The 25,144-nt window shown below is 46.8% G+C and carries 27 protein-coding genes and 1 riboswitch; of the genes, 10 read left to right on the forward strand and 17 right to left on the reverse strand.

The window, feature by feature from the left end; translation table 11 throughout:
• Positions 1-17: 17 nt before the first annotated feature.
• The gene (locus tag QMA39_RS05720) at positions 18-851 is read right to left on the reverse strand and encodes an aldo/keto reductase (protein WP_206935895.1); all 834 of its coding nucleotides are present in this window, start codon (positions 849-851) and stop codon (positions 18-20) included.
• An 80-nt stretch (positions 852-931) separates the two neighbouring features.
• On the reverse strand, positions 932-2,128 hold the full coding sequence (locus tag QMA39_RS05725; RefSeq protein ID WP_281658180.1) for an MFS transporter: 1,197 nt from the start codon (positions 2,126-2,128) through the stop codon (positions 932-934).
• A 424-nt stretch (positions 2,129-2,552) separates the two neighbouring features.
• Here QMA39_RS05725 and QMA39_RS05730 point away from each other — a divergent pair, with 424 nt between their 5' ends.
• Complete coding sequence (locus QMA39_RS05730; protein WP_206936002.1) at positions 2,553-2,915, forward strand: helix-turn-helix domain-containing protein; 363 nt, start codon at positions 2,553-2,555, stop codon at positions 2,913-2,915.
• Positions 2,916-2,950: 35 nt separating this feature from the next.
• Here QMA39_RS05730 and QMA39_RS05735 read toward each other — a convergent pair whose 3' ends face one another.
• The gene (locus tag QMA39_RS05735) at positions 2,951-3,427 is read right to left on the reverse strand and encodes a GyrI-like domain-containing protein (RefSeq protein WP_281658181.1); all 477 of its coding nucleotides are present in this window, start codon (positions 3,425-3,427) and stop codon (positions 2,951-2,953) included.
• A gap of 129 nt (positions 3,428-3,556) precedes the next feature.
• Between QMA39_RS05735 and QMA39_RS05740 the strand changes: the two genes are divergently transcribed.
• The 3 genes from QMA39_RS05740 to QMA39_RS05750 all read left to right on the forward strand — a co-directional run bounded on the left by QMA39_RS05740 (position 3,557) and on the right by QMA39_RS05750 (position 7,284).
• On the forward strand, positions 3,557-5,086 hold the full coding sequence (locus QMA39_RS05740) for a BCCT family transporter (protein ID WP_281658182.1): 1,530 nt from the start codon (positions 3,557-3,559) through the stop codon (positions 5,084-5,086).
• Between the two features lie 84 nt (positions 5,087-5,170).
• Positions 5,171-5,272: riboswitch (purine riboswitch) on the forward strand.
• A 135-nt stretch (positions 5,273-5,407) separates the two neighbouring features.
• The gene (locus QMA39_RS05745; protein WP_281658183.1) at positions 5,408-5,995 is read left to right on the forward strand and encodes a xanthine phosphoribosyltransferase; all 588 of its coding nucleotides are present in this window, start codon (positions 5,408-5,410) and stop codon (positions 5,993-5,995) included.
• Positions 5,992-7,284, forward strand: a complete 1,293-nt coding sequence (locus tag QMA39_RS05750; RefSeq protein ID WP_281658184.1) for a nucleobase:cation symporter-2 family protein — start codon at positions 5,992-5,994, stop codon at positions 7,282-7,284. Before QMA39_RS05745 ends, QMA39_RS05750 begins: the two co-directional genes overlap by 4 nt.
• Positions 7,285-7,320: 36 nt before the next feature.
• On the opposite strand, the gene QMA39_RS05755 is transcribed toward QMA39_RS05750, so the two are convergent.
• Positions 7,321-8,298, reverse strand: a complete 978-nt coding sequence (locus QMA39_RS05755; protein WP_281658185.1) for a metallophosphoesterase — start codon at positions 8,296-8,298, stop codon at positions 7,321-7,323.
• Positions 8,299-8,500: 202 nt separating this feature from the next.
• On the opposite strand from QMA39_RS05755, the gene QMA39_RS05760 reads away from it, so the two are divergent.
• The gene (locus QMA39_RS05760) at positions 8,501-9,499 is read left to right on the forward strand and encodes an LLM class flavin-dependent oxidoreductase (RefSeq protein WP_281658186.1); all 999 of its coding nucleotides are present in this window, start codon (positions 8,501-8,503) and stop codon (positions 9,497-9,499) included.
• A gap of 105 nt (positions 9,500-9,604) precedes the next feature.
• Entirely contained in the window at positions 9,605-9,745 is a 141-nt protein-coding gene (locus QMA39_RS05765; RefSeq protein ID WP_156896457.1) for a hypothetical protein, read from the forward strand.
• Positions 9,746-9,774: 29 nt separating this feature from the next.
• On the opposite strand, the gene QMA39_RS05770 is transcribed toward QMA39_RS05765, so the two are convergent.
• From QMA39_RS05770 to QMA39_RS05810, 9 genes are all read right to left on the reverse strand, one after another.
• Positions 9,775-10,656: a DUF4097 family beta strand repeat-containing protein gene (locus QMA39_RS05770; RefSeq protein WP_281658187.1), complete on the reverse strand. Its 882-nt coding sequence runs from the start codon at positions 10,654-10,656 to the stop codon at positions 9,775-9,777.
• 101 nt (positions 10,657-10,757) lie between these two features.
• Entirely contained in the window at positions 10,758-10,934 is a 177-nt protein-coding gene (locus QMA39_RS05775; RefSeq protein WP_156896458.1) for a hypothetical protein, read from the reverse strand.
• 69 nt (positions 10,935-11,003) lie between these two features.
• Positions 11,004-11,996 carry a bile acid:sodium symporter family protein gene (locus QMA39_RS05780; RefSeq protein ID WP_281658188.1) on the reverse strand — a complete coding sequence of 331 codons (993 nt, stop codon included), beginning with the start codon at positions 11,994-11,996 and terminating at the stop codon, positions 11,004-11,006.
• Positions 11,993-13,375 carry an FAD-linked oxidase C-terminal domain-containing protein gene (locus QMA39_RS05785; protein ID WP_281658384.1) on the reverse strand — a complete coding sequence of 461 codons (1,383 nt, stop codon included), beginning with the start codon at positions 13,373-13,375 and terminating at the stop codon, positions 11,993-11,995. The genes QMA39_RS05780 and QMA39_RS05785 overlap by 4 nt, the downstream gene beginning before the upstream one ends.
• 164 nt (positions 13,376-13,539) lie before the next feature.
• Positions 13,540-14,259, reverse strand: a complete 720-nt coding sequence (locus QMA39_RS05790; protein WP_281658189.1) for an exonuclease domain-containing protein — start codon at positions 14,257-14,259, stop codon at positions 13,540-13,542.
• On the reverse strand, positions 14,256-15,224 hold the full coding sequence (locus tag QMA39_RS05795; RefSeq protein ID WP_281658190.1) for a DUF294 nucleotidyltransferase-like domain-containing protein: 969 nt from the start codon (positions 15,222-15,224) through the stop codon (positions 14,256-14,258). Before QMA39_RS05795 ends, QMA39_RS05790 begins: the two co-directional genes overlap by 4 nt.
• 24 nt (positions 15,225-15,248) lie before the next feature.
• A complete protein-coding gene (locus QMA39_RS05800; RefSeq protein WP_027955507.1) occupies positions 15,249-16,511 on the reverse strand; it encodes an ammonium transporter in 1,263 nt (420 codons plus the stop codon).
• Positions 16,512-16,788: 277 nt separating this feature from the next.
• The gene (locus QMA39_RS05805; RefSeq protein WP_035532074.1) at positions 16,789-17,079 is read right to left on the reverse strand and encodes a hypothetical protein; all 291 of its coding nucleotides are present in this window, start codon (positions 17,077-17,079) and stop codon (positions 16,789-16,791) included.
• An 81-nt stretch (positions 17,080-17,160) separates the two neighbouring features.
• Positions 17,161-17,883: an SDR family oxidoreductase gene (locus QMA39_RS05810; RefSeq protein WP_027955505.1), complete on the reverse strand. Its 723-nt coding sequence runs from the start codon at positions 17,881-17,883 to the stop codon at positions 17,161-17,163.
• Positions 17,884-18,002: 119 nt separating this feature from the next.
• Here QMA39_RS05810 and QMA39_RS05815 point away from each other — a divergent pair, with 119 nt between their 5' ends.
• Positions 18,003-18,353 (forward strand): helix-turn-helix domain-containing protein, encoded by a 351-nt coding sequence (locus tag QMA39_RS05815; protein ID WP_027955504.1) that lies wholly within the window; start codon positions 18,003-18,005, stop codon positions 18,351-18,353.
• 103 nt (positions 18,354-18,456) lie between these two features.
• Here the strand turns inward: QMA39_RS05815 and QMA39_RS05820 are convergent, their stop codons facing one another.
• From QMA39_RS05820 to QMA39_RS05830, 3 genes are all read right to left on the reverse strand, one after another.
• Positions 18,457-18,831: a hypothetical protein gene (locus QMA39_RS05820; RefSeq protein WP_281658191.1), complete on the reverse strand. Its 375-nt coding sequence runs from the start codon at positions 18,829-18,831 to the stop codon at positions 18,457-18,459.
• A gap of 90 nt (positions 18,832-18,921) precedes the next feature.
• Entirely contained in the window at positions 18,922-20,496 is a 1,575-nt protein-coding gene (locus QMA39_RS05825; protein WP_281658192.1) for a long-chain-fatty-acid--CoA ligase, read from the reverse strand.
• 98 nt (positions 20,497-20,594) lie between these two features.
• A complete protein-coding gene (locus tag QMA39_RS05830) occupies positions 20,595-21,215 on the reverse strand; it encodes a putative glycolipid-binding domain-containing protein (RefSeq protein ID WP_281658385.1) in 621 nt (206 codons plus the stop codon).
• A 200-nt stretch (positions 21,216-21,415) separates the two neighbouring features.
• On the opposite strand from QMA39_RS05830, the gene QMA39_RS05835 reads away from it, so the two are divergent.
• Entirely contained in the window at positions 21,416-22,516 is a 1,101-nt protein-coding gene (locus QMA39_RS05835) for a DUF2515 family protein (protein WP_035532071.1), read from the forward strand.
• Positions 22,517-22,609: 93 nt separating this feature from the next.
• On the opposite strand, the gene QMA39_RS05840 is transcribed toward QMA39_RS05835, so the two are convergent.
• A complete protein-coding gene (locus tag QMA39_RS05840) occupies positions 22,610-23,362 on the reverse strand; it encodes a class I SAM-dependent methyltransferase (RefSeq protein ID WP_281658193.1) in 753 nt (250 codons plus the stop codon).
• Between the two features lie 268 nt (positions 23,363-23,630).
• Here QMA39_RS05840 and QMA39_RS05845 point away from each other — a divergent pair, with 268 nt between their 5' ends.
• Entirely contained in the window at positions 23,631-24,554 is a 924-nt protein-coding gene (locus QMA39_RS05845) for a DMT family transporter (RefSeq protein WP_281658194.1), read from the forward strand.
• Positions 24,547-25,143, forward strand: a complete 597-nt coding sequence (locus QMA39_RS05850; protein ID WP_281658195.1) for a TetR/AcrR family transcriptional regulator — start codon at positions 24,547-24,549, stop codon at positions 25,141-25,143. The genes QMA39_RS05845 and QMA39_RS05850 overlap by 8 nt, the downstream gene beginning before the upstream one ends.
• Position 25,144 lies beyond the last annotated feature (1 nt).

Genomic DNA, 25,144 nt, shown 5'->3' on the forward strand with positions numbered 1-25,144 from the left:
GTCCTTTCACTGTTTAATTAAAAATCGAATTCATCCGGATGTGGGCCGCTGCGGGCATTTTCATTGAGTCCATCCAGCTGCTTCATCTCTTCCGTATCTAGTTCAAAATCGTAGATACTGATATTATCTCTAATTCGGGAAGGTGTCATGGATTTCGGTATGGTCACGACATCATGCTGGATATCCCAGCGCAGAATAATCTGAGCCGGTGATTTATCATGACGCTGTGCCAACTGTTGGATAACCGGATGATCCAAAAGATCCGCATTCATTAATGGAGACCATGCCTCGACTTGAATGTCGTGTTTTTTCCCGTATTCACGAACCTCCTGCTGGGTCAGTTTAGGATGAAACTCGACCTGGTTGATAACAGGCTTGACCTCTGCGTAGGACAACAGATCATCCAAATGGTGCACTTGGAAGTTACTGACGCCTATGGATTTTACACGCCCTTCCTTATAAAGGGATTCCATGGCTTTCCACGGCTGCTCATATTTCTTATTTCCCGGCCAGTGAATCAAGTAAAGGTCCAGATAGTCCAGACCCAGTTTCTCTAAACTCTCTTCGTAGGCATTGATGGTCCCTTCATAATCGAGGCCGTCATTCCACACTTTGGAAGTCACGAAAAGATCCCCGCGTTTTACAAGCCCCTGATCCACGGCTTTCTTAATTCCATTCCCTACACTGCGTTCATTTCCATAAATCGCAGCGGTATCGATACTGCGGTAGCCTTCTTTAATCGCTGTAACGACAGCTTCCTCAAGAGCCTCCCCTTCGTCGACACGGAAGACCCCGTAACCGATTTCCGGCATTTCCAGACCGTTGTTCAATGTTTTCGTATTGGTTTTCATGTTATTTTCCTCCTCTTCTTTCTTTGCTTCTTTTCGGCTGCTTGAAAATAATTACCGAAAAAAAGAGAGTCCAAACATTGTTACTGTTCTACTTTTCTCAATAAACCTGTTAAGAATACAGCCCCGACAACCATGATGGCACCAATCCAAGGGGTATGAATAAGACCGATACCGTCTACGACGATTCCTCCAACAAAAGAACCGATGGCAATTCCGACATTAAAGGCGGCAATGTTCAGCGCAGATGCGACATTGACTGCAGATGGGACGTATTTTTCAGCCAGGTTAACGACGAGCACTTGAAGGCCGGGAACGTTCATAAAGGCAAACAGCCCCATAAGGAAGATAGCGATAAGACCCGCAGCTTTGAAAGGAGCGGCAAACGTCAATCCAAATAGGATGACAGCTTGAAGCACAAACATCCAGAATAATGCTCGAAGCGGGTTTTTGTTAGAAGCTTTCCCACCTACAACGTTACCGATCGCTACAGCCACCCCATACACAAGCAGGATGATACTGACCCACTTGGAACTGAATCCTGTTACATCTTCAAGTAAAGGAGTCAGATAAGTGAAGGCGACAAAGGTCCCTCCATATCCAAGGGCTGTAATCAGGAAAGCAAGCATGAGTTTTCCGTTTTTCAGGATTTTCAATTGGTCACTGAATTTAGCAGGCGGCGCTTCTTTCAAGTTACTTGGAACTAAAATGGAACTGGCAATAATACCGACTAAACCCAGCAATGCAACACCCCAGAAGGTGGCTCTCCAGCCGAAAGCCTGTCCAATGAACGTCCCCAACGGAACACCCGTGACCGTAGCGACCGTCAGTCCTGTAAACATAAAGGCGATGGCACTGGCCCGTTTATGTTCAGGTACAAGATCTGCGGCTATCGTGGAACCGATGGAAAAAAAGATCCCATGGGAGAAAGCGGTAATGAAGCGCGCCACGAGCAGCAGGCCGAAGCTTGTCGACAGGGCAGCTACCGAGTTCCCGATAATAAACAAGACCATCAACGACAATAAAAGTGATTTACGGCTCATCTTACTCGTCAGAGCCGTTAACACCGGCGCTCCGACAGCTACCCCGAGGGCATAGCCGGAAATCAAAAGCCCCGCCAGTGTAATGGATATCGATAAATCATCGGCAATGGAAGATAATAAACCTACAGGAACAAATTCCGTCGTTCCAATACCGAAGGCACTAATGGCTAAAGCAATCAGCGCAGGAGTGCCTCCTTTTGATTTAGGTTGATCAATCGTTTCTGCGTATGAACTCATGAAGAAGTCCTCCTCTTTCATTTTGTGAGTCCGGAAAAGCAAAGGCGCCTTTGACCATTTCCGGATTGCTCTCTTGAATGTTATGCACGCCAGGGGAACATAGATGGCATATCGTCGGGCAGTTAAACGTGCCCGGGCTCTTTAATGCCGGCCCATCCCCCCGGGGACAAAAATGATTATGCTACGAATCCAACTTTTTGCAAAGTACGTACTTTAAAGTCACGTAGGTACTTTTTAGTAACATTTGTGCCATCAGAGGAGTTGACCGGAACCCTGGCGGTACAATTTTTTACGGATCCCGACAAAGGAAGTCATAACGATGGAACATTTCATTAAGATATGATAAATTTTTTAAAGCATTGAAAAGTATAAAAGACGTGTCTTCCATTCATAAGGAACGTGGGTCATGAAGGAGTGGATCATGATGAAAAAATACAACATCCCCGTAGAGGCAGCTCTTGAAGTCATCGGCGGGAAGTGGAAAGTCGTTATTTTATGTCATTTGATAAAGAACGAATTACGAACGAGTGAATTGAAGCGACTCATGCCGGGGATTACCCAGAAAATGCTTACCCAGCAGCTAAGGGAGCTCGAGCAGGACGGGGTGCTGGACCGGGTGGTCTTCAATCAGGTGCCCCCGAAAGTCGTGTACAAACTAACAGACTACGGGTGGTCCTTAAAGCCTGCTCTGGATATGCTCTGTGCATGGGGAGAACAGCACATCGAGAACTGCTATCCCGATAAATCCGAAGTTCTTGCAGATGATCATGAATTAGAAAAAGTATAAAAAAAGGTCAATGCCGCGGTCGGCATTGACCTTTTTCATTTAATCGGAATCCACACTTCTTCTTCAGCATTTAGATCATCCATCCGGTATTCCGGACCCATTCTCTCGAAATGAGGGCGCTCATCCAGATCATAGAGAGAGTTCGGAAGCCACTCATTAAAAATAGTATCAAGTGTGCGAACAAAGGTTCGCGCTGGTCCTTTATGAATAAAAACGGCGAACAATCCTCCATTTAAAGTAAAGCTTTCCATACTTTCTGGAGGTTCATCATTAGAAGGAACGTGTACAGCTGCCCATCGGGTAAAACACGTATCACAGGCAAACGTGTTCCATTCAAAACCTTCCGGATAAATGGATAGGTTATAAAAGTACTCATCCTTCCGCTCTGGAATCATTTTCACCTTTGGTTTGAAGCTTTTCCACAATTCTATGGTCTTATCTTTGGTCAACGTCATGCTCCTGCTTTCTCCAATAACGTACACGTTTTCAAGCTGAACGATTTGTGGCTCCATACGGCTGCCTCCTCTACATATTTCTACATCTTGTAACAAATTTAACAAAAATAGGATTTAATTGTAGACTTTAAGGGTAATAAGAAGAATCAATCCCCTGCTTTTTATTATTACATATGAGGTGAAAAAATGAAGAATGTAACTCCTGTTTTTTGGTATGGGTTGACCATTTGCGCGTTGTTCGTGGCCTGGGGAGCAATCAGCCCTGATCAGCTCCAGAACGCCACTGCCGAAATTACGGCCGGTATTTCAAACACGTTTGGATGGTACTACCTGATCATTGTTTTAGCAATGCTGATTTTTTGTATCTATCTAGTTTTCTCCAGGTTCAAAAACCTGAAGCTCGGAAAACAGGACGAGAAACCTGAATTCTCCCTGCCTACATGGTTTGCCATGCTTTTCAGTGCCGGTATGGGAATGGGCGTCGTCTTTTGGACAACAGCCGAGCCTGCTTCCCACGCGTTCAAAAGCAGTCCTATAGCTCCTGAGGGAAGCGAACAGGCGATCAAGGATGCCATGCAGTACTCTTTTTTCCACTGGGGCATCCACGCTTGGGCGATTTATGCTCTCGTCGCTCTTGTCCTTGCCTACTTCAAATTCCACAAAGGTTACCCCGGATTGATCAGCGCCACTTTGATTCCGTTGTTCGGCAAAAAAGCGATGGGCGGCCTGCCGGGCAGGCTGATTGATGTACTTGCCGTCGTCGCCACCGTCGTTGGTGTAGCCGCGACACTTGGGTTCGGCTCCGCCCAGATCAACGAAGGACTGGGGTACTTATTCAACGTTCCCACTAACTTCACCACCCAGTTTATTATACTCATTGTTTCCATGGTGCTCTTTATCGCATCCGCCTGGTCCGGAATCAGTAAGGGAATCAAATATTTAAGCAATACGAACCTATTTCTCGGATTTGCTTTGATGATTCTTTTGTTTATTGTCGGACCTTCCATCCTGACATTGAATATGTTCACACAGTCCCTTGGAAACTACGTGACCAACTTTTTCGATATGAGTCTCCGCATTGCCCCTCTTAATGAGGAAAGCCGATCGTGGATCAACTCGTGGACCATTTTTTACTGGGCGTGGTGGATTTCCTGGTCGCCTTTCGTCGGTATCTTCATTGCAAGGATTTCCCGTGGACGAACAATCAAGGAATTCATGACCGGTGTGCTGGTGGTTCCATCTCTCGTCTGCTTCGTCTTCTTTGCTGTTTTCGGAACAGCAGCCATCGATCTGCAGCAGCGTGGCATAGAAGCTATTTCAGAATTCCCGATTGAAACCGCAACGTTTGCGACACTGGATTACTATCCGCTTGGCACACTCATGTCCTTCATTACGATTTTTGTAATTGCGATTTTCTTTATCACATCTGCGGACTCCGCTACGTTCGTATTAGGAATGCTTTCGACCAAAGGCTCATTAAATCCAGATGGTGCAGTTAAAATTTTGTGGGGGCTGGCCCTCACAGGTATGGCCGCCACCATCGTTTATTTCGGGGGTACACAAGGCCTGCAGAACGTCCTGATCATTGCCGCCCTCCCTTTTTCAGTGGTCATTTTACTTATGGGTGGTTCTTTCTTCAAGGAAGCCAACCGTGAAATCAAAGAGCTCAAAAAAGTAGAATCCAAGCCGTCCAGAATGAAGAAAAAGGCGCAGTAGCCTGCTTATTTCTTTTTAAAATTCCATAACTCCTCCGATTATCTGTCATAGGATCTTGATATCGAACTTTTATATGTTACAATACCAATAACATTCGGATATTTTCATATAATAGCAGGGATAAGGCCTGCAAGTTTCTACCGGTTTGCCGTAAATGAACCGACTATGAAAAGCCTGACAGACGAAGGATCCTTAGGAAGGATTCTTCTCCTTACGATGCCAGCTGTGCGTATCGTCCGGCTTCTCATGACTTTGAGAGGTGGGCGATACGCATTTTTTTATGAAACATCCAATGTAATTCATCTTCAAGGTGGGAATCCCATGGAACTGTTGGAAAGAAAAATCAGAGAAGAAGGACGTGTACTCTCCGCATCTGTCTTAAAGGTGGATGCCTTCATCAATCATCAGATCGACCCTGTATTAATGGCCAGCATTGGACGCGAATTCGCCGACCGATTTTCAGGAGCAGGCATTACAAAAATATTGACGCTTGAATCCTCGGGAATCGCTCCTGCTCAAATGACAGGCCTTCACTTACAGGTTCCTGTTATCTTTGCGAGAAAGCGCAGATCATTGACGCTGAACGATCAGTTGTACACATCAGAAGTCTACTCCTTTACAAAAGAACAGTCGAATGAGATTGCCGTCTCTCACGACTTCATAAACGCAGACGATCACGTCTTGATCCTTGATGATTTCCTGGCGAATGGACAAGCGGCACTCGGTCTCCTACATATTGTTGAACAAGCAGGAGCTTCCCTGGAAGGAATCGGCATTCTTATCGAAAAAGCCTTCCAGGAAGGCGGAGAAGGATTAAGAAACAGGGGGGTCCGAGTTGAATCCTTAGCCCGTATTGCTTCATTGGAAAACGGACGTGTCCAATTTGTTGAAAAGGTGGGAGCACAGTGAAACAGATCACGCTGGCCATTCAGCATCTTCTTGCGATGTACGCAGGTGCGATTCTCGTCCCATTGATTGTAGGAAGTTCTCTCGGATTAACCTCTTCACAGCTCACCTACCTTGTAGCAGTCGATATTTTCATGTGTGGAGCGGCAACCATCCTGCAGGTTGTGAAGAACAAATATTTCGGTATCGGACTGCCTGTTGTCCTCGGCTGTACCTTTACCGCCGTGGGACCGATGATTGCTATCGGAAGCGAATATGGAGTAACAGCCATATACGGCGCCATCCTTGTATCCGGCCTGTTCGTACTTATAATCAGCCGCTTTTTCAGTAAGCTTGTCCGGTTTTTCCCTCCGGTTGTAACGGGTTCTGTCGTTACCATCATAGGAATTACTTTGATCCCGGTTGCCGTACAGAACATGGGCGGCGGACAGGGAGCAGAAGACTTCGGTTCACTATTCAACTTGTCTCTGGCTTTCGGTACTCTGGGAGGCATTATCCTTTTATACCGGTTCACCCGTGGATTTTTCCAGTCAATCTCAATCCTTCTGGGAATTACTGCCGGTACACTGGCCGCGTTCTTCTTCGGCCGGGTTGATACATCAGCGGTTACGGAAACTTCCTTCTTCCACATGATTGAACCGCTTTACTTCGGTGTCCCTACATTCCACTGGTCGGCCATTTTGACGATGATTCTTGTCGCTATGGTATCCCTTGTTGAATCGACGGGCGTTTATTTTGCTGTCGGTGATTTGACTGATCAAGAAGTGAAGGAAAAAGACTTGAGAAATGGGTATCGGGCTGAAGGTATCGCCATTCTGCTCGGCGGCTTTTTCAATGCTTTTCCTTACACCGCATTTTCTCAAAATGTCGGTCTTATGAACATGACTGGTGTGAAATCAAAAAAAGTCATCTTTATTATGGGCGGCATGCTGCTTGGACTGGGTCTGCTCCCTAAGGCAGCCGCTTTAACAACAATCATCCCGACCCCTGTTCTAGGTGGAGCCATGCTTGCCATGTTCGGTATGGTCATCGCCCAGGGAATCAAAATGTTAAGCAGAGAAGCCGCCGCTTCTCCTGAGAATTCCATGATTGTTGCCTGTTCCATCGGCATGGGGCTTGGTGTAACTGTAGCACCGGAGCTATTCGCCCAGCTGCCAAACAGTATTCAAATCTTAACAAGCAACGGCATTGTAGCCGGAAGCCTTACAGCTATCGGACTTCACATTGTTTTCCATATGACCCGCAGACCGTCTGAGAAAAAAGCAGCCGCTGTGTGGCAGGAAGGGGCCTGAAACAACCCCCGGCAGAATCTGCCGGGGGTTGTTTTTTTATTCATAAGGCTGGTTGGGAATTTCAAGGTTCCACCGTTTCTCAAAATCCACATACTCCGTAAAGTTATGCTGCTCTCCAATCATATCCTCGTCTAAATAAGGGGAATAGGTTCTGTGGGTCAGCGTGTTCTTGTTTAAATCAAATTCAATGATCCGCAGAAACCCTTCTCCACCATTCGGGTAACCTTGGTAATCGGATACATACTGATGAACCGGCAGCCCTGCCTCATTTTTACGAATCTTCCGGTGAGTCCCGCTGTAATGGCCATTCACTGTCATGAAGATCTGACTGTTCTTGGCAATCCATTCGTCATAAATGAAAGCAGGAGAATTTCCTTGAGACTTTCTAACGTATGGTTTTTCAGCAAGCCTTCCTTTTGTATCCATAAGCAGATGAGACACAACGATGACCGGCATGCCGGGATGTTCATCCAGGACACGCTGGGCCCAGGCAAGATCTTCACCGGGCAGATCGATATTTAGAAAAAGGAGAAGAAACTCTTTTCCTTCTGTTGAAAATGTATAATAGGAATTCAATTCATTTCGAGAGTGCCCTCCATATCCTGGACGCTCCTCCATCCGCCTGCTTCCGAAGTACTGTTTATAGCGGGACGCTTTCCCACCCATGTCATGGTTTCCTATCGCTATCCCATAGGGCACTCCGGCTTGATCCAACCGATCAACGGCCTGGTCCGCATTTTCCCATTGATGTTTTTGGTTTTTATCCACCACATCTCCTAAGTGGGCTGCAAAGCGTATGTCCTCTTTTTGAAAGTTATCTGCAAGCCACTGAGTCTGAGCATAAAATCTTTCCGGAAATTCATCCGAATACAACTGGGTATCCGGGAGTAGAACAATTTTAAATTTCCCATCCCCTTCGAAATCTGTGGCTTCACTACTTACGGTATAAGCAACGGCAAGACTGAGAAATAGTATAAGAAGGCTCTCATTGATCCAAAAAACAGCCGTTCTCACCGAAACCCTTCCTTTCTCTGTAAAAGAACTAACCATCTTTCTCTGTGGTTACTTAGTGTGTCCATTCCAGAACGGGATATGAAGGAAATGAACTGGAGCTCTCTGGAAGGAATCGAAAAAGAACGCAAACAAATTATTTTGAGTCTCGAAACAAAATTGATAAGATTAACGATAGGATTTTACAAAGAAATGAGGACAGGATATGACTGAAAAAACACTTTCGCAAACGAAATACAGCGTTTTGGACCTGGCTCCTGTAACAGAAGGCGGCACTCCCGCTGATTCCTTTAAGAATTCAGTGGATCTGGCTCAGCATGCGGAGCGCTGGGGATTTAACAGATATTGGATGGCCGAACACCACAATATGCCGTTCATCGCAAGCTCGGCTACTTCTATAGCCATCAGCCACGTCCTGCATCACACTGATTCTATTCGTGTCGGATCAGGCGGGGTTATGCTCCCAAACCATGCCCCACTCGTCGTTGCTGAGCAGTTTGGTACGCTGGAAACCTTATTCCCAGGGCGCGTTGATTTAGGCCTCGGGCGGGCACCGGGAACAGATCAGCTGACAGCTGGTGCGTTAAGGAGAAACCTGGAAAGTGATCCAAATGAATTTCCTGAACAGCTGGAAGAATTAAGAGGCTATTTTGCAGGAGAAAACCGTATTCATGCTGTACCAGGGGAAGGGCTGAATGTGCCGATCTGGCTGCTTGGCTCCAGCGGATTCAGTGCACAGCTGGCCGGACAGCTCGGGCTGCCATTCTCATTCGCCAGCCACTTTTCCCCCAACAATACCGAAGGGGCGCTTCGATTATACAGACAACAATTCCGCCCTTCTGATGTGTTGGATGAGCCTTATGTGATGGTCGGTGTGAATGTGATTGCCGCCGATACCGATGAAGAAGCAGAATACCTGGCAACGTCCCTGCAGCAGCAGTTCCTGAATCTCGTCCGGAACACAAACATGCTTCTGCAGCCACCTGTAGAAAACATGGAGGACGTATGGACGCCAAGGGAAAAGCTGGCACTCATGCAGCAGCTCGGCTCTTCCATTATCGGAAGTAAAGAAACAGTCAAAGCGAAACTGGGAAGCTTCCTTCAAGAGACGGAGGCAGACGAAATGATGGTTATTTCCCAAATTTACGATCACGATAAACGTCTGCGCTCTTATGAAATCATTTCCGAAATTATGAGCACATAAAAAAAGAGCGTCCTCTGGGCGCTCTTTTTTGTGGAATATTTTACTCGATTAACATCCCTTCTTCAGCCGAACACTATGGACGATGATTGTAAGGAGGGATGTTATATGGGAAAGCGCACGTCACAAATGAACGCTGCCAAAACTAATAATAAAACACCAAAAGAAAGCCTGCCTGTTGAAGAAGAAACAGGACACCGCACCAATAAAAATCGTCCTAAACCAGGCCCGGGCGCTGATTCATTCTAATTAGACACGGCAGGTGGGAGGGTCTCCTCTCACCTGTTTTCCAAATGCAGATCCCCGGACTGAGTAGCAATCCGGATGATGTTCTCTTCAGTTCCATCCCCAAGTACAGCTTCGAATGAGTGCTCCTTTTTCGTTTCATATAGCAAATCTTTCCAGTTAACGACCGCGTCGCCTGACTGGCTCGTAAATAAAACTTTTCCGTCTTGAGGAGCTGCCAATGCATAACTTACATGCACATCCCCACTGTTCGTTTCCACTTCCAGACCATTCAGCACCTGCATTCCGCTCAAGGATAGATCACCGGAAGTCGTGTCGACTGTTGTTTTCCCACCATCAGCGTCTTCTTCTCTAATGGATCCGCTCTTTGTTTTGTATGTTCGCGCGCCTGCTGTAACAGCTTCCCCTGTGACATCTCCACTGGAAGTTTCAACAGCCAGCGTCTTTTGAATCTCATTATCCACCATGTCCACAGATCCTGAAGAAGCCTCGATATGTATAGTCTCTGCTGTCAGCCCCTCGATACGGATGTCTCCGGACGATGCCTGCATGGTTAACCCCTCATATTTTTTCTTAGGTAACACGATGCTTAAGGAAGCATCTTTGAATGGAGAAAAAGGAAGCAGACGGATCCCTTTTCGTTCCCCTTCTTCAATATGTAATGTTCCCTCGGAGTAGTGGTACGTAAAAAGAGGCTGGTCCGTCTTTCCTTCTGCGCTCATTTCAATGTCGGAAACAGATGCGGTCTGAATGTCCACATCCATGGATGCCACTTCGATTTCAAACCTCTCAACTTCTTGTTTTTCATACTCCGTCACAGCTTTCACCTCCTGGCTTCCCCATAAAGAATACAAAACGACGCCTGAAAGCAGAACAAGAAGAACTAAACAGATGCCTGTCCATATTTTTTTCATAAGCCCCCTCTTTCGTCGATACAATACCGGATACAATGCTGGCAGATGTATGAAGAATGCGCCGTGTATCTGTTCATCAGCCCCCTGCCTCCATACTTTTTCTAAGAAAGATCAAACACATCCCTGAACAGCTTTCCTATACATGTAAACACCCAGAAAAACAGCCGCCCGATACCGAAAGCCACCTCCGGAACCCAGCCAATACATTCGATAAGAAATTCAAAGAAGGCGGATACACGTCCACTTCTTCTTCGCCCATGATTCTTGTTATGATTCACATGCATCCTCCTCCGCTGTTATCATGGTTTACGGAAAAGAATGGAAAAAAGTTTCACATTTGACAGCATTTACAGACCGGTTTGTTTTATATCCTCCACCCACGCGTCCCGGGAGGAAGGATCTTCCTCTTGTTTTTCTACCGGTCTCTTTGACCAGAACGTCGCAAGTATTGGACCAGAGATGTTGTGCCATACAGCAGCAAGAACGTTCGGCAGCGCAGCAAGGGGACCAAAATGGGCCGTAGCAAGAGCTACACCAAGACCTGAATTCTGCATCCCTACTTCAATAGAAATCGCCCGTCGCTTGCTCTCATCCAGCTTCATCATTTTCGCTGTTCCATAACCAAGGGAAAGCCCGAAAAGGTTATGAAGCATAACGGCAGCAAAAACCATCACACCAGAACTGACGATACTGTCAACATTCGCCGCCACTACAGCCATAACAATAATGATGATTGCCAGAACAGAGATCAGCGGGATGATGGACGTTCCTTTTTCAACGACTACGGGGGCGAGTTTACGCACCCCAACCCCGAGAGCAATAGGAATAATAATAACCTGAACGATGGAAACAAACATAGATACCGGGTCAACAGGAAGCCACTGCCCTGCCAAAACAAGAAGAATCAACGGCGTAAAGACAGGGGCCAGAAGCGTCGACAACGAGGTCATCGCCACAGACAATGCGAGATTTCCTCTTGCAAGAAAAACCATGACATTGGAAGAGGTCCCTCCCGGAACTGAACCGAGCAGCACAAGTCCTGCCGCAAGTTCAGCGGGAAGATTCAGTAGATAAGCAATGGCAAAAGCAGCGACCGGCATAATCAAATATTGGGACAACACACCGATGATTACAGGGACCGGCTTTTGTACGACCATTTTAAAATCCACCGGCTTCAATGTGAGTCCCATTCCGAACATAACAACACCTAACAGAATGGTGATATAGGCTCCCAGGCCGAGAAATGTGGAAGGGAGAAAGAAAGCGATCAGAGCAGCTCCCACCACCCAGAAAGCAAAATACTTCCCAGCGATATGGCTGATTAACTCCAACATTTTCATACGTTTGTCCTCCTTGTTGGAACGAGTTTGCCTGGATTCATAATTCCTTTCGGGTCGAGTGCCTGCTTAATTTTCTCCATTACAGCAAGCGCGGAGCCGTGTTCCTGCTCCTGGTATTTCATCTTTCCTCGTCCAACTCCATGTTCACCTGTCGAGGTCCCACCGCAGGCAAGCGCATATTCTACAATGGCTTCATTCAACTGCTCCGCTTTAGCAGCTTCACTGGGAAGATCCGGATCCAGCATAAGAAGTGCATGATAATTCCCGTCGCCCACATGACCCAGTATCCCTGCTTGAAGACCGAGATCTTCAATGACTCTTCGCGCGTGAATAACAGCTCCAGCCAGTTCAGAAATCGGAACACACACATCCGTCACCATCAGCTTCCTGCCGGGAAAGCTGTGAATATAGGCATAAGCCAGCTGATGCCTCGCCTCCCACAGCTTCACCCGGGCAGCGTTATCTTCTTCAAAATGGATGCCCTGACAATCATGTTCCTGCACAATCGCTTTCACAAAATCCACATCCTGTAACAGGCCGGCCTCATTCCCGTGAAACTCTAAAAATAAAGTCGGCTTTTCTTCATACGTCGTGTTGTTGTAGCGATTTACCTGCTGGATCGACCGGTCATCCACGAGCTCCACCCTTGCAATGGGAACGCCTGCCTGCAGGATGGATACCACTGCCTCTACGGCATCATTGACGGTTGGAAAGGCCGCCCTTCCTGCCATGATGTGCTCCGGAATGCCATAGACGCGCAGCGTTAATTCCGTTATGCACCCGAGAGTCCCTTCTGAACCTACATAAAGACTGTTCAGATGAATACCGGAGGAGGACTTCCTTGCCATACTGCCTGTATGTATTCGACTTCCATCAGGCGTGACCACTTCAAGGTCATGGACCTGATCTTTCATGACTCCATATTTGACGGATGTTGTTCCACTTGCATTAGTCGCTGCCATCCCCCCGAGTGTGGCATCCGCCCCCGGATCTACAGTAAAGAACAGGCCGTATTTCTTCAACTCCTTATTAAGTTGAGACCTGGTCACTCCCGGCTGGACTTTTACGAGAAAATCCTTCTCCCTCACTTCAAGCACGTTGTTCATTTGTGAAAAATCAATCGTTATCCCGCGTCCACAAGGGATGACGTGGCCCTCAAGGCTTGTCCCAAGCCCAAAAGGAATAATCGGTACGCCGAAAGATTCTGCTGCTTTTACTACCACCTGCACCTCCTCAGTTGTCTCTGGAAAGACAACAAGCTCCGGCTTTGCCGGTTTATGATAAGATTCGTCCCTGCTGTGATGTTCAAGAACGGTGTCATTCGTTGAAAATTGATGTTCTTCAAGCACCTGTTTTAATTCTTGTATGAGATGGGTCATATTTACTGCCACTGCTATTCCTCCTGCCTGTATTGTGTCTCACATTATACATAATAGTCTGAATTTTACAACACAAGGGTGTTTTTTTCATTTTTTTCTAAAGATATGTAACACATGCGGAGATTTTTTCACACAAAAAAGCACCCCTTTCAATCAGGAGTGCCTTATTTTAAAGAAGCAAGTTTTGTATAGACTTCCCCGAGCGTCCGGTAACCGTTCTCTCGTGCTTCCTTGACAGACTGAATCCATAAAGCAGCGGCGGCTTTGGCATCCGATAAAGCATGATGACGCTGATCAATCGATACCTCATACGCTGCACAGCATTCATCAAGCGAATTCAGAGCTTGGTCCGGACGATTCACCCTGGTGAGAAAAGTTGTATCAAGAAGGCGGTGATGAAACTTCCGCTTCATCGTCGTCCATGCAGCATGGTTCATAAACTTCCGCTCGTGGCCGGCGTGATGCGCCACTAAAACATCACTTTGGATATACCTGTAAAAACCATTCAGAACTTCATTCAGGGACGGGGCTGCCTCCGTCATGTCATTTGTAATTCCGGTGAGACGGGTGATTTCCTCAGATATGGATACACCGCTATGGACGAGTGAATAAAACGGTTCTTCTTCCACCTGCAAACCTCTGACTTTTACAGCCCCTATGGAAAGAATCCGGTCTCCCTGGTAAGGATGAAAGCCGGTCGTCTCCAAATCAAAGACGACTACAGGCAGATCAATAAGTGACTGATCCAGCACGTTTTTTTCTTTGATTTCGCGCTCCAGGTTTCGAATGTAAGCCTGGTTGGAAGCGCTGGTCTGGTTCAGGGATGAAAAACCGCTGCCCAGCCGCCCGGAAAGGTCCTTCACAAATTGAGCAAATGGATTCATAGTACACCTGCTTTAGATAAAATCTTCCCGGCGTACTCAAAGGCTTCATGACTGTATTTCATCCATGCTTTTAACTGCTTCTTTTCCCCCGGATTCAAAGACTGTACAGGAATATAATGCACGTGGTCATACCCGTCCGACTTCTCTACTTTTCGGAGCCTGAACTGAAGGAATTCACTGAACTGCCGTTTATAAAAACGGAGAGCGGGATAATCGTCCTCCAGACATGCATACCTGGAAAGGGTCGAAGGGACATGCAGCTGTTTATAAAAGGCCAGAAGTCTCGCTGCGTTGACAAAAGGAAAATAAATCGTTTGTTTAAGGTCGAGGCTGCCCTGTCTGCTCCCTTTCTGTTCAGGCAGCAGCTGTCCAAATACGCCCCTTCCTTTTTTTATCAGCCTTACATTTTCAATAAGCCTTTGATACAGGTCATTGCGCTCCTTCAATGTGGAGAATATGATGTTTTTCACCGGGGTCAGCATGTCTTTTTCACCAATGAGAACTCGTGAATCGAAGAAAATCTGCATGTGACGGAGAGCCTGCCAGTCCCCCTGCTGAAGCCACCCCGATACCTGCTGCTTCATTGCTTCTTCCGGCAGACACCAAAGTGGATTGGAGGACATGACTCCACCTTCACATTCATCATAACCGACCGCTGCGAGTCCTCGCTTAATTTCAGCACCGAGGACGAGAAAATAATCCTGTTCAGATCTTCCCCCTGCAAAAATCAGCCCGTGATCCTGATCGCTCCAAATCGACTGCTCGCAGCGTCCGGCGCTCCCCATGAGATAAAAAGCATATGGAGCAGGCGGATTTCCCTGCTCACGTTTCACCCGTTCCTCTGCAAGTCTCATCGTCCTGGAAATGAGCTGATCATGGAACAAGTTCAATTGCTCCGAGTCGGATAACAGACCAGGAATTTCCCTGTCCCGCCATATACGCAGGTCTTCGTAGCTTTCGTGCATCTTGACTCCATCCTTTATCTCCATTCAGGCACCGGAATTCGATTTCGGCGGGGTCAAGTTCTCCGGATACCCATACCCACCGTGTTCACTTATATCAAGACCCAGAATCTCTTCTTCTTCAGATACACGGAGACCGCCCATCGCCTTATCCATCACCTTCAGAATGATGAAGGAAACGATAAACGCATAGAGACCTGCACTTACAACCCCCAGAATCTGGACGCCCAGCTGTTCAAAGCCGCCACCGTAGAAAAGTCCGGGCCGACCGACAACAGCAAGTTCCGGCGTTGCAAACAACCCGTTGGATAACGTCCCCCATACCCCTACAGTCCCGTGAACGGAAAGAGCGAATATAGGATCATCGATTCTCCGCTTATCAAAGAATCTCATACTGAAAAATACGAACGCTCCCCCGATTAAACCAATCAGAACAGCCGCCCATGGAGCAACGAACGCACACGAGGCCGTAATGGCAACAAGACCAGCCAAAGCCCCGTTCAGTGTTGTCGGTACATCAGCCTTACCTGTGACAGCCCACACCATAAGCATGGCCCCCACGGCACCCGCTCCGGCTGCCAGCTGAGTGTTCAAGGCTACATAACCGAAAAAGGCATCCGCCACACCAAACGTACTACCTGCATTAAACCCAAACCATCCCACCCACAGAATAAGTACACCAAGAGCTGTAAAGACTTGGTTATGACCAGCAATCTCGTTGGAGGTCCCATCGTTGTTATATTTTCCGATCCGAGGCTTTAAGATAATGGTTGCGGCAAGAGCTGCCATAGCTCCGGTCAGGTGAACAACCGTGGAGCCGGCGAAGTCCTGCTTCCCGTGTTCGGCAAGCCAGCCGCCTCCCCAGATCCAATGAGCGATAACCGGGTAGATAAGTATAGAAAATAAGACGGCAAAAATAACATAACCCATCAGCTTCGCCCGTTCAGCGAAGCCCCCAAATGCAATGGTCATGGCAATAGCAGCGAACGCCAACTGGAACATAAAATCAACAGAACCCGCTAACCCTTCCCCCATTGTTTCTGCATCCCCGTAAAAGAACTGGGATAAGCCGACAAAGGCATTACCTTCCCCGTAAATCAACCCATATCCGACCGCCCAGAAAACAAGCGAGACGATCCCTACTGTAAAAACGGTCTTTCCTGCAATGTGACCAGCATTTTTCATTCGTGTTGAGCCTGCCTCCAAAAGGATAAAACCACCCTGCATTAACAAAACAAGAATCGTACAGACAACAATCCAGAGATTGTTCATTAAAAAAGCAGCTTCCATGACTTTTCCCTCCATGTTAGATTTCTTAACATCATATGATATATACTACTGTAACAAAGTCAGAATGTTAACACAATTGTTTGTGTAAGGATTCTTTACATTTCTTTACTTAATCCTACGGCAGATACGATGAGACCATTCTTTATTGATCCATAGATTAAGCCGGTTGAGAACGTGTCCTCAACCGGCTTAATCTATGATCTTACACTCGTGTGTGCGTCGGCCTTCTTATTCCATGAAAAAAAGCTCCCCCCGTAAATGGAGAGAGCCTTAACGCTTATTTATCCGGTTTTAAGATAGTCCGCTGCAGAGGGGCGCCGCCCATGGAAACATTTCGTTCCATAAAAACATAGCGTCTTCCATTGATTGAAAATATACCGTTTCCTTCGTAGGATGCTTCATATCCGCGATCCTTCAGTTCAGCGAGAACAGCTTTGACATATGGACCGAAATCAAAGTACCGCTGATCCAAATCCATTTGGATATGCCCTTTCCGGTATCCCATAAGCCAGTTGAATAACATATACAAACCGAAACCTGATACGAGTATCACAATAACTTGAATCATTGGATAAGCCTCCCTGTTCATCCTCTACTATACCGTACGAAAAAGATAAGGAAACCGTTTCAATTTGTGCTTTTTTTCTGTTTAATCCTGCTGCTTCGTCGGTGCCAGGTCAATTTCCCGAATGGTTACAGATGATGGCTGCTGATAGGCAAAGTAAACTGTCTCAGCGACAACGTCCGGCTCAAGACCTCCATTGATGGAGGCTTTCCAATCCTTGTAGCCTTGCTTAATGCCGTCATCAGATGTATGATCGAGCAATTCTGTTTCCACAACACCCGGGGCTATGATCGTGACACGGATATTGTCGCCGGCTGCTTCCTCCCGCACATTTTCCGTCATCGCATGAACGGCAAATTTTGTCCCTACATAAGCCGCATGATCCGGAAAGGTTTTTCTACCGGCAATCGATCCGATATTTATGATGGTCCCGCGCTGCCGTTCTTTCATCGAGGGGAGAACGGCCTGCATCCCATTCAATACCCCAAGCACGTTAACATCATACATTTCTTTCCATTCAGCTGAGTTTTGACTGGTAATGTCACCAAGAAGCATCCGTCCTGCATTGTTTACGATCAGGTCAACCGCACCAAACCGCTCCTCCGCTTTCCCTATGGCTTCCTTCAATGCCTTTTCATCTGTAACATCCACTTCCACTTTCATGACGTGATCTCCTGAAAATTCTTCCAGAAGATGCTGTCTTCTGGCCAAAAGCAGGACATTAAAACCCTTGTTCACAAATAATGAAGCCGTCGCTTTCCCTATCCCGCTGGAAGCACCTGTAATGGCGATAAATCCCGATTTCATCTTCATTCCCCTTTCTTTTCTTTCACTCATGGGTAGTGTACAGTAGGAACCATGCAGAAAAAAGTACGCACTTTCATGTCAGATGGTGACATGAAGGTAACGTATGGAAAGGAAACCATATGGAAAAGGCGCTTTATTTAAATGAGTTCGATGCGACGCTGCAGATCATTCAAGGAAAATGGAAAGTTCTGATCCTGTATGAAATTCATGAGTCCGGTTGTAGACGTTTCGGTGATTTGAAGCAGTATATACAAGATGTATCCCACAAAACATTGACAAGACAGTTAAGAGAACTGGAACAAGACGGACTTCTTTCCAGGAAGGTTTATCCAGAAGTTCCTCCCAAGGTTGAATATTCGCTGACAGAACGCGGGCGGTCCCTGATTCCTGTGCTTGATTTGATCTGTGACTGGGGGCTGCAAAACGTACCGAAGACGCAGCTGCAGCGTGTTTTGTGTGAGGAAGATTAAAGGACGGCTCTTTATAAAAAACGCTCCATTCCTGTGCAGGGGCAGCTGAGGAATGGAGCGTTTTTTAGAATCCGTCATGAGTACTTACGTTAACCATGAACATTTATGAGCCGGCCATACAAGGAACTTTCGGACATTCTTCACACTCGCCGGCAATGGCGTAGCCTTCAATGGTGAATCCTTTTTTTCTAAGGACCCTTGCCGCCATGTTTTTCTCAACTTCGTTCGTGGAGATCAACACAAGCGGCTGCTCCGGCAGCTCTCCTGCGTGCCGTTTTAAATAGGCAAGAGGCAGGCAGTACGCCTGAGGATACGGATCTTTATATGAAATCTGATAATCCCGTGTATCGACAACCGCTCTGCCTGTAAAAGATTTACCTGGAGTCATGGGAACTTTATGAACCGAGTGCACCGGCCAAATCCGATAGAGGATATGGTATAAGACAAACATAACCAGGGCAGTCATTACTACCGTCATGATCCGTCCCTCCTTTTCTAATTGTATTTTATACCCCCAAAGGTATAAATGTCAACGCAGATCCCCCCATTTTAATGAGGGAGATACTGATTAATGGACCATCCGGCTGTGACCTTTCCAGAATTCCTTCCGGATCGCCACTTTTTGTATTTTTCCAGATGCGGTTTTTGGTAATTCTTCAATAAAGGAAATGCTCTTCGGCACTTTAAAATGAGCGAGTTTTTCCCTGCAGAAACGTACCACCTCTTCTTCTGTGAGCATTTCCCCTTCTCTGAGAACGATGCTTGCGTGCGGAACCTCCCCCCATTTTTCGTGTGGAACCGCTACGACCGCGGCCTCCAATATAGAGGGGTGATCGTACAATGTTCCTTCCACCTCGATGGAAGAGATGTTTTCACCACCGCTGATAATGACGTCCTTCTTCCGGTCTACGATTTCAATATAACCGTTTTTATCCACGGCAGCCATATCTCCTGTGTACAGCCACCCATCACGAATGGCAGCTGTCGTAGCTTCTTCGTTTTTGTAATAACCATCCATGACATTATTCGATCGTGTAATGATTTCGCCTATCGATCTTCCATCGTGAGGCACTTGATTTCCCTGTTCATCCACGACCTTAACCCGGCTTCCTATCATACTGTAACCTGCTTTCGCCTTCAATCGATAGCGTTCTTCCGGCGCCTTTTCCCTATCCATAGACTTGAGCTCAGAGGTCGTAATGAGTGGGGAGATTTCAGTCATGCCGTACACTTGAATGAACTTCCACCCTAAGCCCTCTTCCACTTTCCTGACAAAAGCCGGAGGAGGAGCCGACCCCGCAATAACGACGCGGACATCCTGCTCGATTTTTGGATCAGCCGCTTCATATGCCTCAATCACCATATTCAACACCGTGGGAGCCATATGTAGGACACTCACCTTATGCTTCTCCACCTTATCAATGATGAGGGATGGTTCAGTTCTACGGAGCATCACCTGTGTCGCCCCATTTGCTGTATAGTAAAAAGGAGACCCCCATCCGTTTACATGAAACATCGGAAGTACATGCAGCAGGGTATCCTGATCTGATACACGCAAATGGTGCATCGATGATAAAGCATGTAAATAGTTCGACCGATGATTCAGCAACACACCTTTGGGGTTTCCGGTGGTCCCGCTTGTATACAAGAGAGAGGCCGGGTCCGTTTCCTCTACTTCAGCCCGTGGAAATGGATCGCCGGAAAAGGAGTGGAGCCAATGTTCATATCCCTGATCGGAGGAATCCCCATGGACAATCACGTGCTCCAGGGAAGGAATATCACCAGCAATGCCTTCAACCATTGGATACAACGTTTCATCAACAAGCAGAACTTTACTTTCACTATGTCTCAAAATAAATTGATAATCTCCCGGCTGCAGACGGGTATTCAACGGTGTCATGACCGCTCCGAGTTGAAAGACCCCGTAGAATCCTTCAAGCATTTCTGTTGAATTGGGAGCCAGATAAGCGACTTTATCCCCCTTTCCGACGCCGATGGACTGCAGGCCGCGGGAAAGCCGGTTGACCCTCTGATTCAACTGACTGTAGGTCAAGGAAAAGGTATCATCAATAACGGCTGTTTTTTCTCCATATAAATCGACCGCCCGATCCAGAAAATCTGTTAAGACTAAAGGTACATGCATGCCAACACCCTCCTATTTTAAAGCGCTTACAAAAAGTGTAAAGAAACTTTTGATATCGAGCAAGTTATCCATCCTCTTCTCCTCCGACGGAATTGCCGTCAGGATGGTAGCCTTCCCCCTGATTTTCCTTCCGAAGTGAGAAATACCTGTGTCCCGGGAAAAATACCCGTGTAATCTGACACTCCCTGCCTGTAAAAACATCCTGGATATTCGACAACCCATCCGTTTTGGTCAACGACCAGCGCCGTTTCGTAATTCCGGCACCTGTACTGGAAAATCCGGCAGCCATCAGAATCCCCTAGATACGTATACGTCTGCATTAGTGGTATAACTTCCCTGCTCAGCGGCTGTACAGAGACCATTTTAAACGTTCTTTTCTCTCCAACCATCCATGAAACCCGGTTGATCGGAAGCGAGTGGGTGACAGGAGTGATCGGCATATCGACATTGGACGCCCCATCCAGCGCCTCCATATAACAGCCTCCCACCCACCACTTGTCCTCTTTAACTGCTTCAATAACGAACGGGTCTTTTTCTTCGTTGGTAAAAACCTTCAGCTTCTTCGTTTTCCAGTCATGACCAAGCCTTAAAACATAAGAGATGCGGCAGGGGCTGCTGTCACTGATCAACAGCACGGTACCGTTCACTTCCATACCATCTGCCCCTTTGTCTATCGTGACATATTCCGAACCGGCGGCATCAAGATGATCCCACATCATACGCTGCACCAATAGGACTTCCTCCTTTGTAATTTCGACACTCCGCTGCCACACTTCCCCCTCTTTATCCCCTTATTTTAGAAAGATTCGTTGAGATCCAACGATATTCCTTCCTTGTTTTACATACGGTTTAAATTCCTGCATACACTAGAAAAATCATGAAAAACTTCAGCACTTTTGTGTATAGGGGAGGGGGTACAGTGAATTTCCGTTCTGATGCAGGTGTTCTAAAGAAGCAGTTGAAGAATGCTTTAAAATCGAGTCCACCACCACAGCTGGATAATAAAGAAAAAAAACTGTTGGAGACCATTAGATATAAAACGAAGAAAGCCAATCAGAACAATGTCACCCGTACAAAAGCCTATTTGGATTTCTTTCTCATTCACCCAGAAATCCACTGGGCTCTCCTTGCCCATTTAGTCTCGAGAAATGCCGGTTGGAATATGACCGATTTAAAGGGAACTTATCTCCCTAAACTGCTGACAGCAAAAGAAGCGGTCGATTTTTATATGTTTTTGGAACGGGGGAACTGGCTCATTTTTCAGGATGCCTATCCTCAACTTCTTCTCTATGAATACAGCCGGAAGCGGGGAGAGCCCCTTTGGCATTTGTTACCCTCTCTGAATGTATCCGCCTTCATGCGCCCTTTCTGGGAACGTTTCTGGGAAAGCGGCTGCAGTGAAGAAATCACCAAAGCCCTGATTGTAAACGAACAGCATTATATTGAAAATCGTGTCCTTAACAACTCTCTGTACATGCAGACAGTGATGGATAAAGTCATGTTTAAGCTTCAGGAACTCATGTCCATGAACCACATCCTTTTCCCTTATCTGACACCTGTACAAAAGCGGATAAAATTGACGGGTGGGACGGTTCACCATTTCACTTCCGTAAATAAACGCGTATCACTGGGGCGTTCCCTCTACGACCTCCTCTATTCTATAGAATCACGGCTGGAATCCATCATTCTGTGGGCCGAATCCCGTCCTCATACCGGATCAAGAGCGGATTACTGGCCTGAGTTATTCCTTATGGAAGGGAACAGTTCGACACCTGTATCATCTTCAAGTCCATGCAGAGGGCTTGGGAGAAACAAGCTTTTCAGTCCGGCGCTAACAAGTGCCTGGGATGACTGGATCCACCCTCCCGCTGAAGAAGGAGACTGGTTTACCGATTGTCATGTGCTTCGTCTGCTGAAAAAGAAACCGGAAAAATTTTCAGGAGAAATCGAAGCTGCCTGCTGCCAGTCTCTGGAGGAAGTCCACACCGCGGTCCAGGCGAAACAAACCTTTTTTCCGTAATCAGAGATTCTCCCTGATGTACGTAAAGCAGGCAGCACCTTGATCAAGGTGCTGCCTGCTGTTATTCTCCTACAACCAAAACCTTCTGTCCCCCTACCCTTTAACCGCCTTTGTCGCAATCATCGTCTTTATGTACTTATCGATAGTCCGGCCGTCTCCAAAATCATCCTCGTAAAAACCGGTCATCAACAGTCCGGCTTCGATCTGTCCTTGAATCTGATCTTCAAGCGTATGTCCAAACTCTATTGCCTCGTTTTCCTCAACAAGATCTTCCAGTCCTGAGTACGGGATCGCATGAGCCACTTCAAGCTTTCCTTCCTCTTCTTTCTGATCATCAAACAGATATAGCACTGGATTCATAAAACCAGCAATCAATGTGCCTTTTGTTTTCAACACCCGGGAGGCTTCCTTCCATACCGGCCGGACATTTTCCACAAATACGTTGGAAACCGGGTGAACAATCAAATCAAAGGTTTCATCTTCAAAAATGGACAAGTCGGTCATATCTCCTTGAACGGTTTGAAGCGAAAGCCCTTCCCTTTCACTGACTCTTTTATCCTGTTCCAACTGTGCTGCCGATAAATCGAATACCGTTACGTCAGCTCCTGCGGCAGCGAGCACCGGGCCCTGCTGTCCACCTCCGGAAGCTAAACACAGAATTTTCAACGTATGGACAGGAGCAGGAAACCAGTCCATCGGCACCTGACGTACGGCCGTCACCCCGACGGACCAATCACCAGTAGAAGCCTTCTTAATGACTTCCGCATCGACCGCTCTTGTATATCGAACCTGATCCTCGACTTTTCGATCCCAGGCTTTTTCGTTGTGCTTTGTAATTTTCGTCATTCATTTTCCCCCTTGTCATTGGATGGACCGGTCCCAGTGCTTTTCAATTTCCAGGAGCAGAGACTTCTGGTCTTTTGGACATCAGTACTCCATATACAGTCTCCCCTTTCACACCTCCTTACGTCACTCCGTTTTCAAATGTTTCATTTTTTTAAAAAATTCCGTCAATTTTCCATCTATTCCTTCCTCTTGACAGTAAACCGACCGGTATGGTTATATTGCATTAAGATATACCGTTCGGTTTACTTGAAAGGAAGGATGATGCTTCATGAATAAACAATTAAATATACTGGCTGCGACAGGCTTTGTAATCATGTGGAGCTCAGGGTTTATCGGAGCGAGGCTCGGGACCGATGAAGCAGCTTCTATGACGGTGTTGATGTGGCGTTTTATAACGGCCGCTGCTATTTGGGGAATTTGGTGGTTATGGAAACAGCGTACCCGGTTGAGTCTTAAGAGTGTAATGACACAGGTGTTGATTGGACTGCTGGCTCAGGGAGGATACTTATACTGTGTATTCCTTTCCGTGGAACAAGGAGTTTCAGCAGGGACCTCCAATTTAATAACGACGCTGCAGCCTATAGCTGCGGCACTGCTGGCGGGACCTGTTTTAAAGGAAGGGACATCACGTAAACAGTGGATCGGATTATTCATCGGCATCACAGGCGTATTGTTCGTCGTTTACGGTGATCTCGGAAAAGCTTCAGACGTACCGATCTGGGCTTATGGACTGTCATTTGCTGCCATGATTTCCCTTGTCATAGCCACACTATTTGAAAAGACAATCAAACGTCCCTTATCTTTAATGGATGCGCTGCCGATTCAAACGGCCGTAACTGCTGTTTTCTTTACAGCCATTGGGATAGCAACGGACAATGCGGAGCCCCCGGCTACCTTTGATTTCTGGTTCGCAATCGCCTGGGTCGCCGGTTTGTCCACCATTGGAGGATACGGTTTTTACTGGTTGAACTTAAAAATCGGCAGTGTCACAAGAGTCAGCAGTCTCCTTTATTTAACACCACCTGTAACAATGATCTGGGCTTATGTTATGTTTGGAGATACAATTGGTTTCTTAACCCTCTTAGGAATGATAATATGTTTTCTAGGTGTATGGGTCATTCAAAAGGCAGAAGCCGATCCTTATGAGACCGATCCATACAAACAGATAGATGGAGGTGGCTTGCATGGGTGAAACGACAAAAATGACACCGGCGGCCCGGCGGATTCTTGATACCGCTTCAGAGCTGTTTTATTCCAAAGGCATCCATGCTGTAGGTGTGGAAACAATCGCAAGTGAAGCTGGTGTCACCAAAAAGACCTTGTATGACCGTTTCGGATCCAAAGATCAGCTTATTGTGGCGTACTTGGAAGAGCGGGATCAAAAGTGGAGGAAGCACCTGTTCTCCTGCATGGACGAAGTTCCGGACAATCAGCCGATGGATAAAATCCTGCGTATTTTCGATGCCCTTGAAAACTGGATGAGCACACGGAACAAAAGAGGCTGTGCCTTCGTAAATGCCCTGGCTGAGCTTTCTGAAGAAACCCATCCAGGACGGAAGGTTATTATTGAAGAGAAAAAATGGCTGAAGGAATTGTTTGCCTCTCTTTTGAGACAACTGCAGCTGGAAAATCCTGATCCTATAGCAGAACAATTGTTTATTCTTCACGAAGGATTAATGGTGACCTATTCCCTTGATATTTATGAACGAGGGACCGCTGGAGCGAAAGAAACAGCACACATGCTCATACAATCCGCAGACTATAAAAAAGAGGAAGCCTGAT

The sequence above is a fragment of the Halobacillus sp. Cin3 genome, from assembly GCF_947311855.1.
In the GTDB taxonomy this organism is placed as follows: Bacteria; Bacillota; Bacilli; order Bacillales; family Halobacillaceae; genus Halobacillus; species Halobacillus kuroshimensis.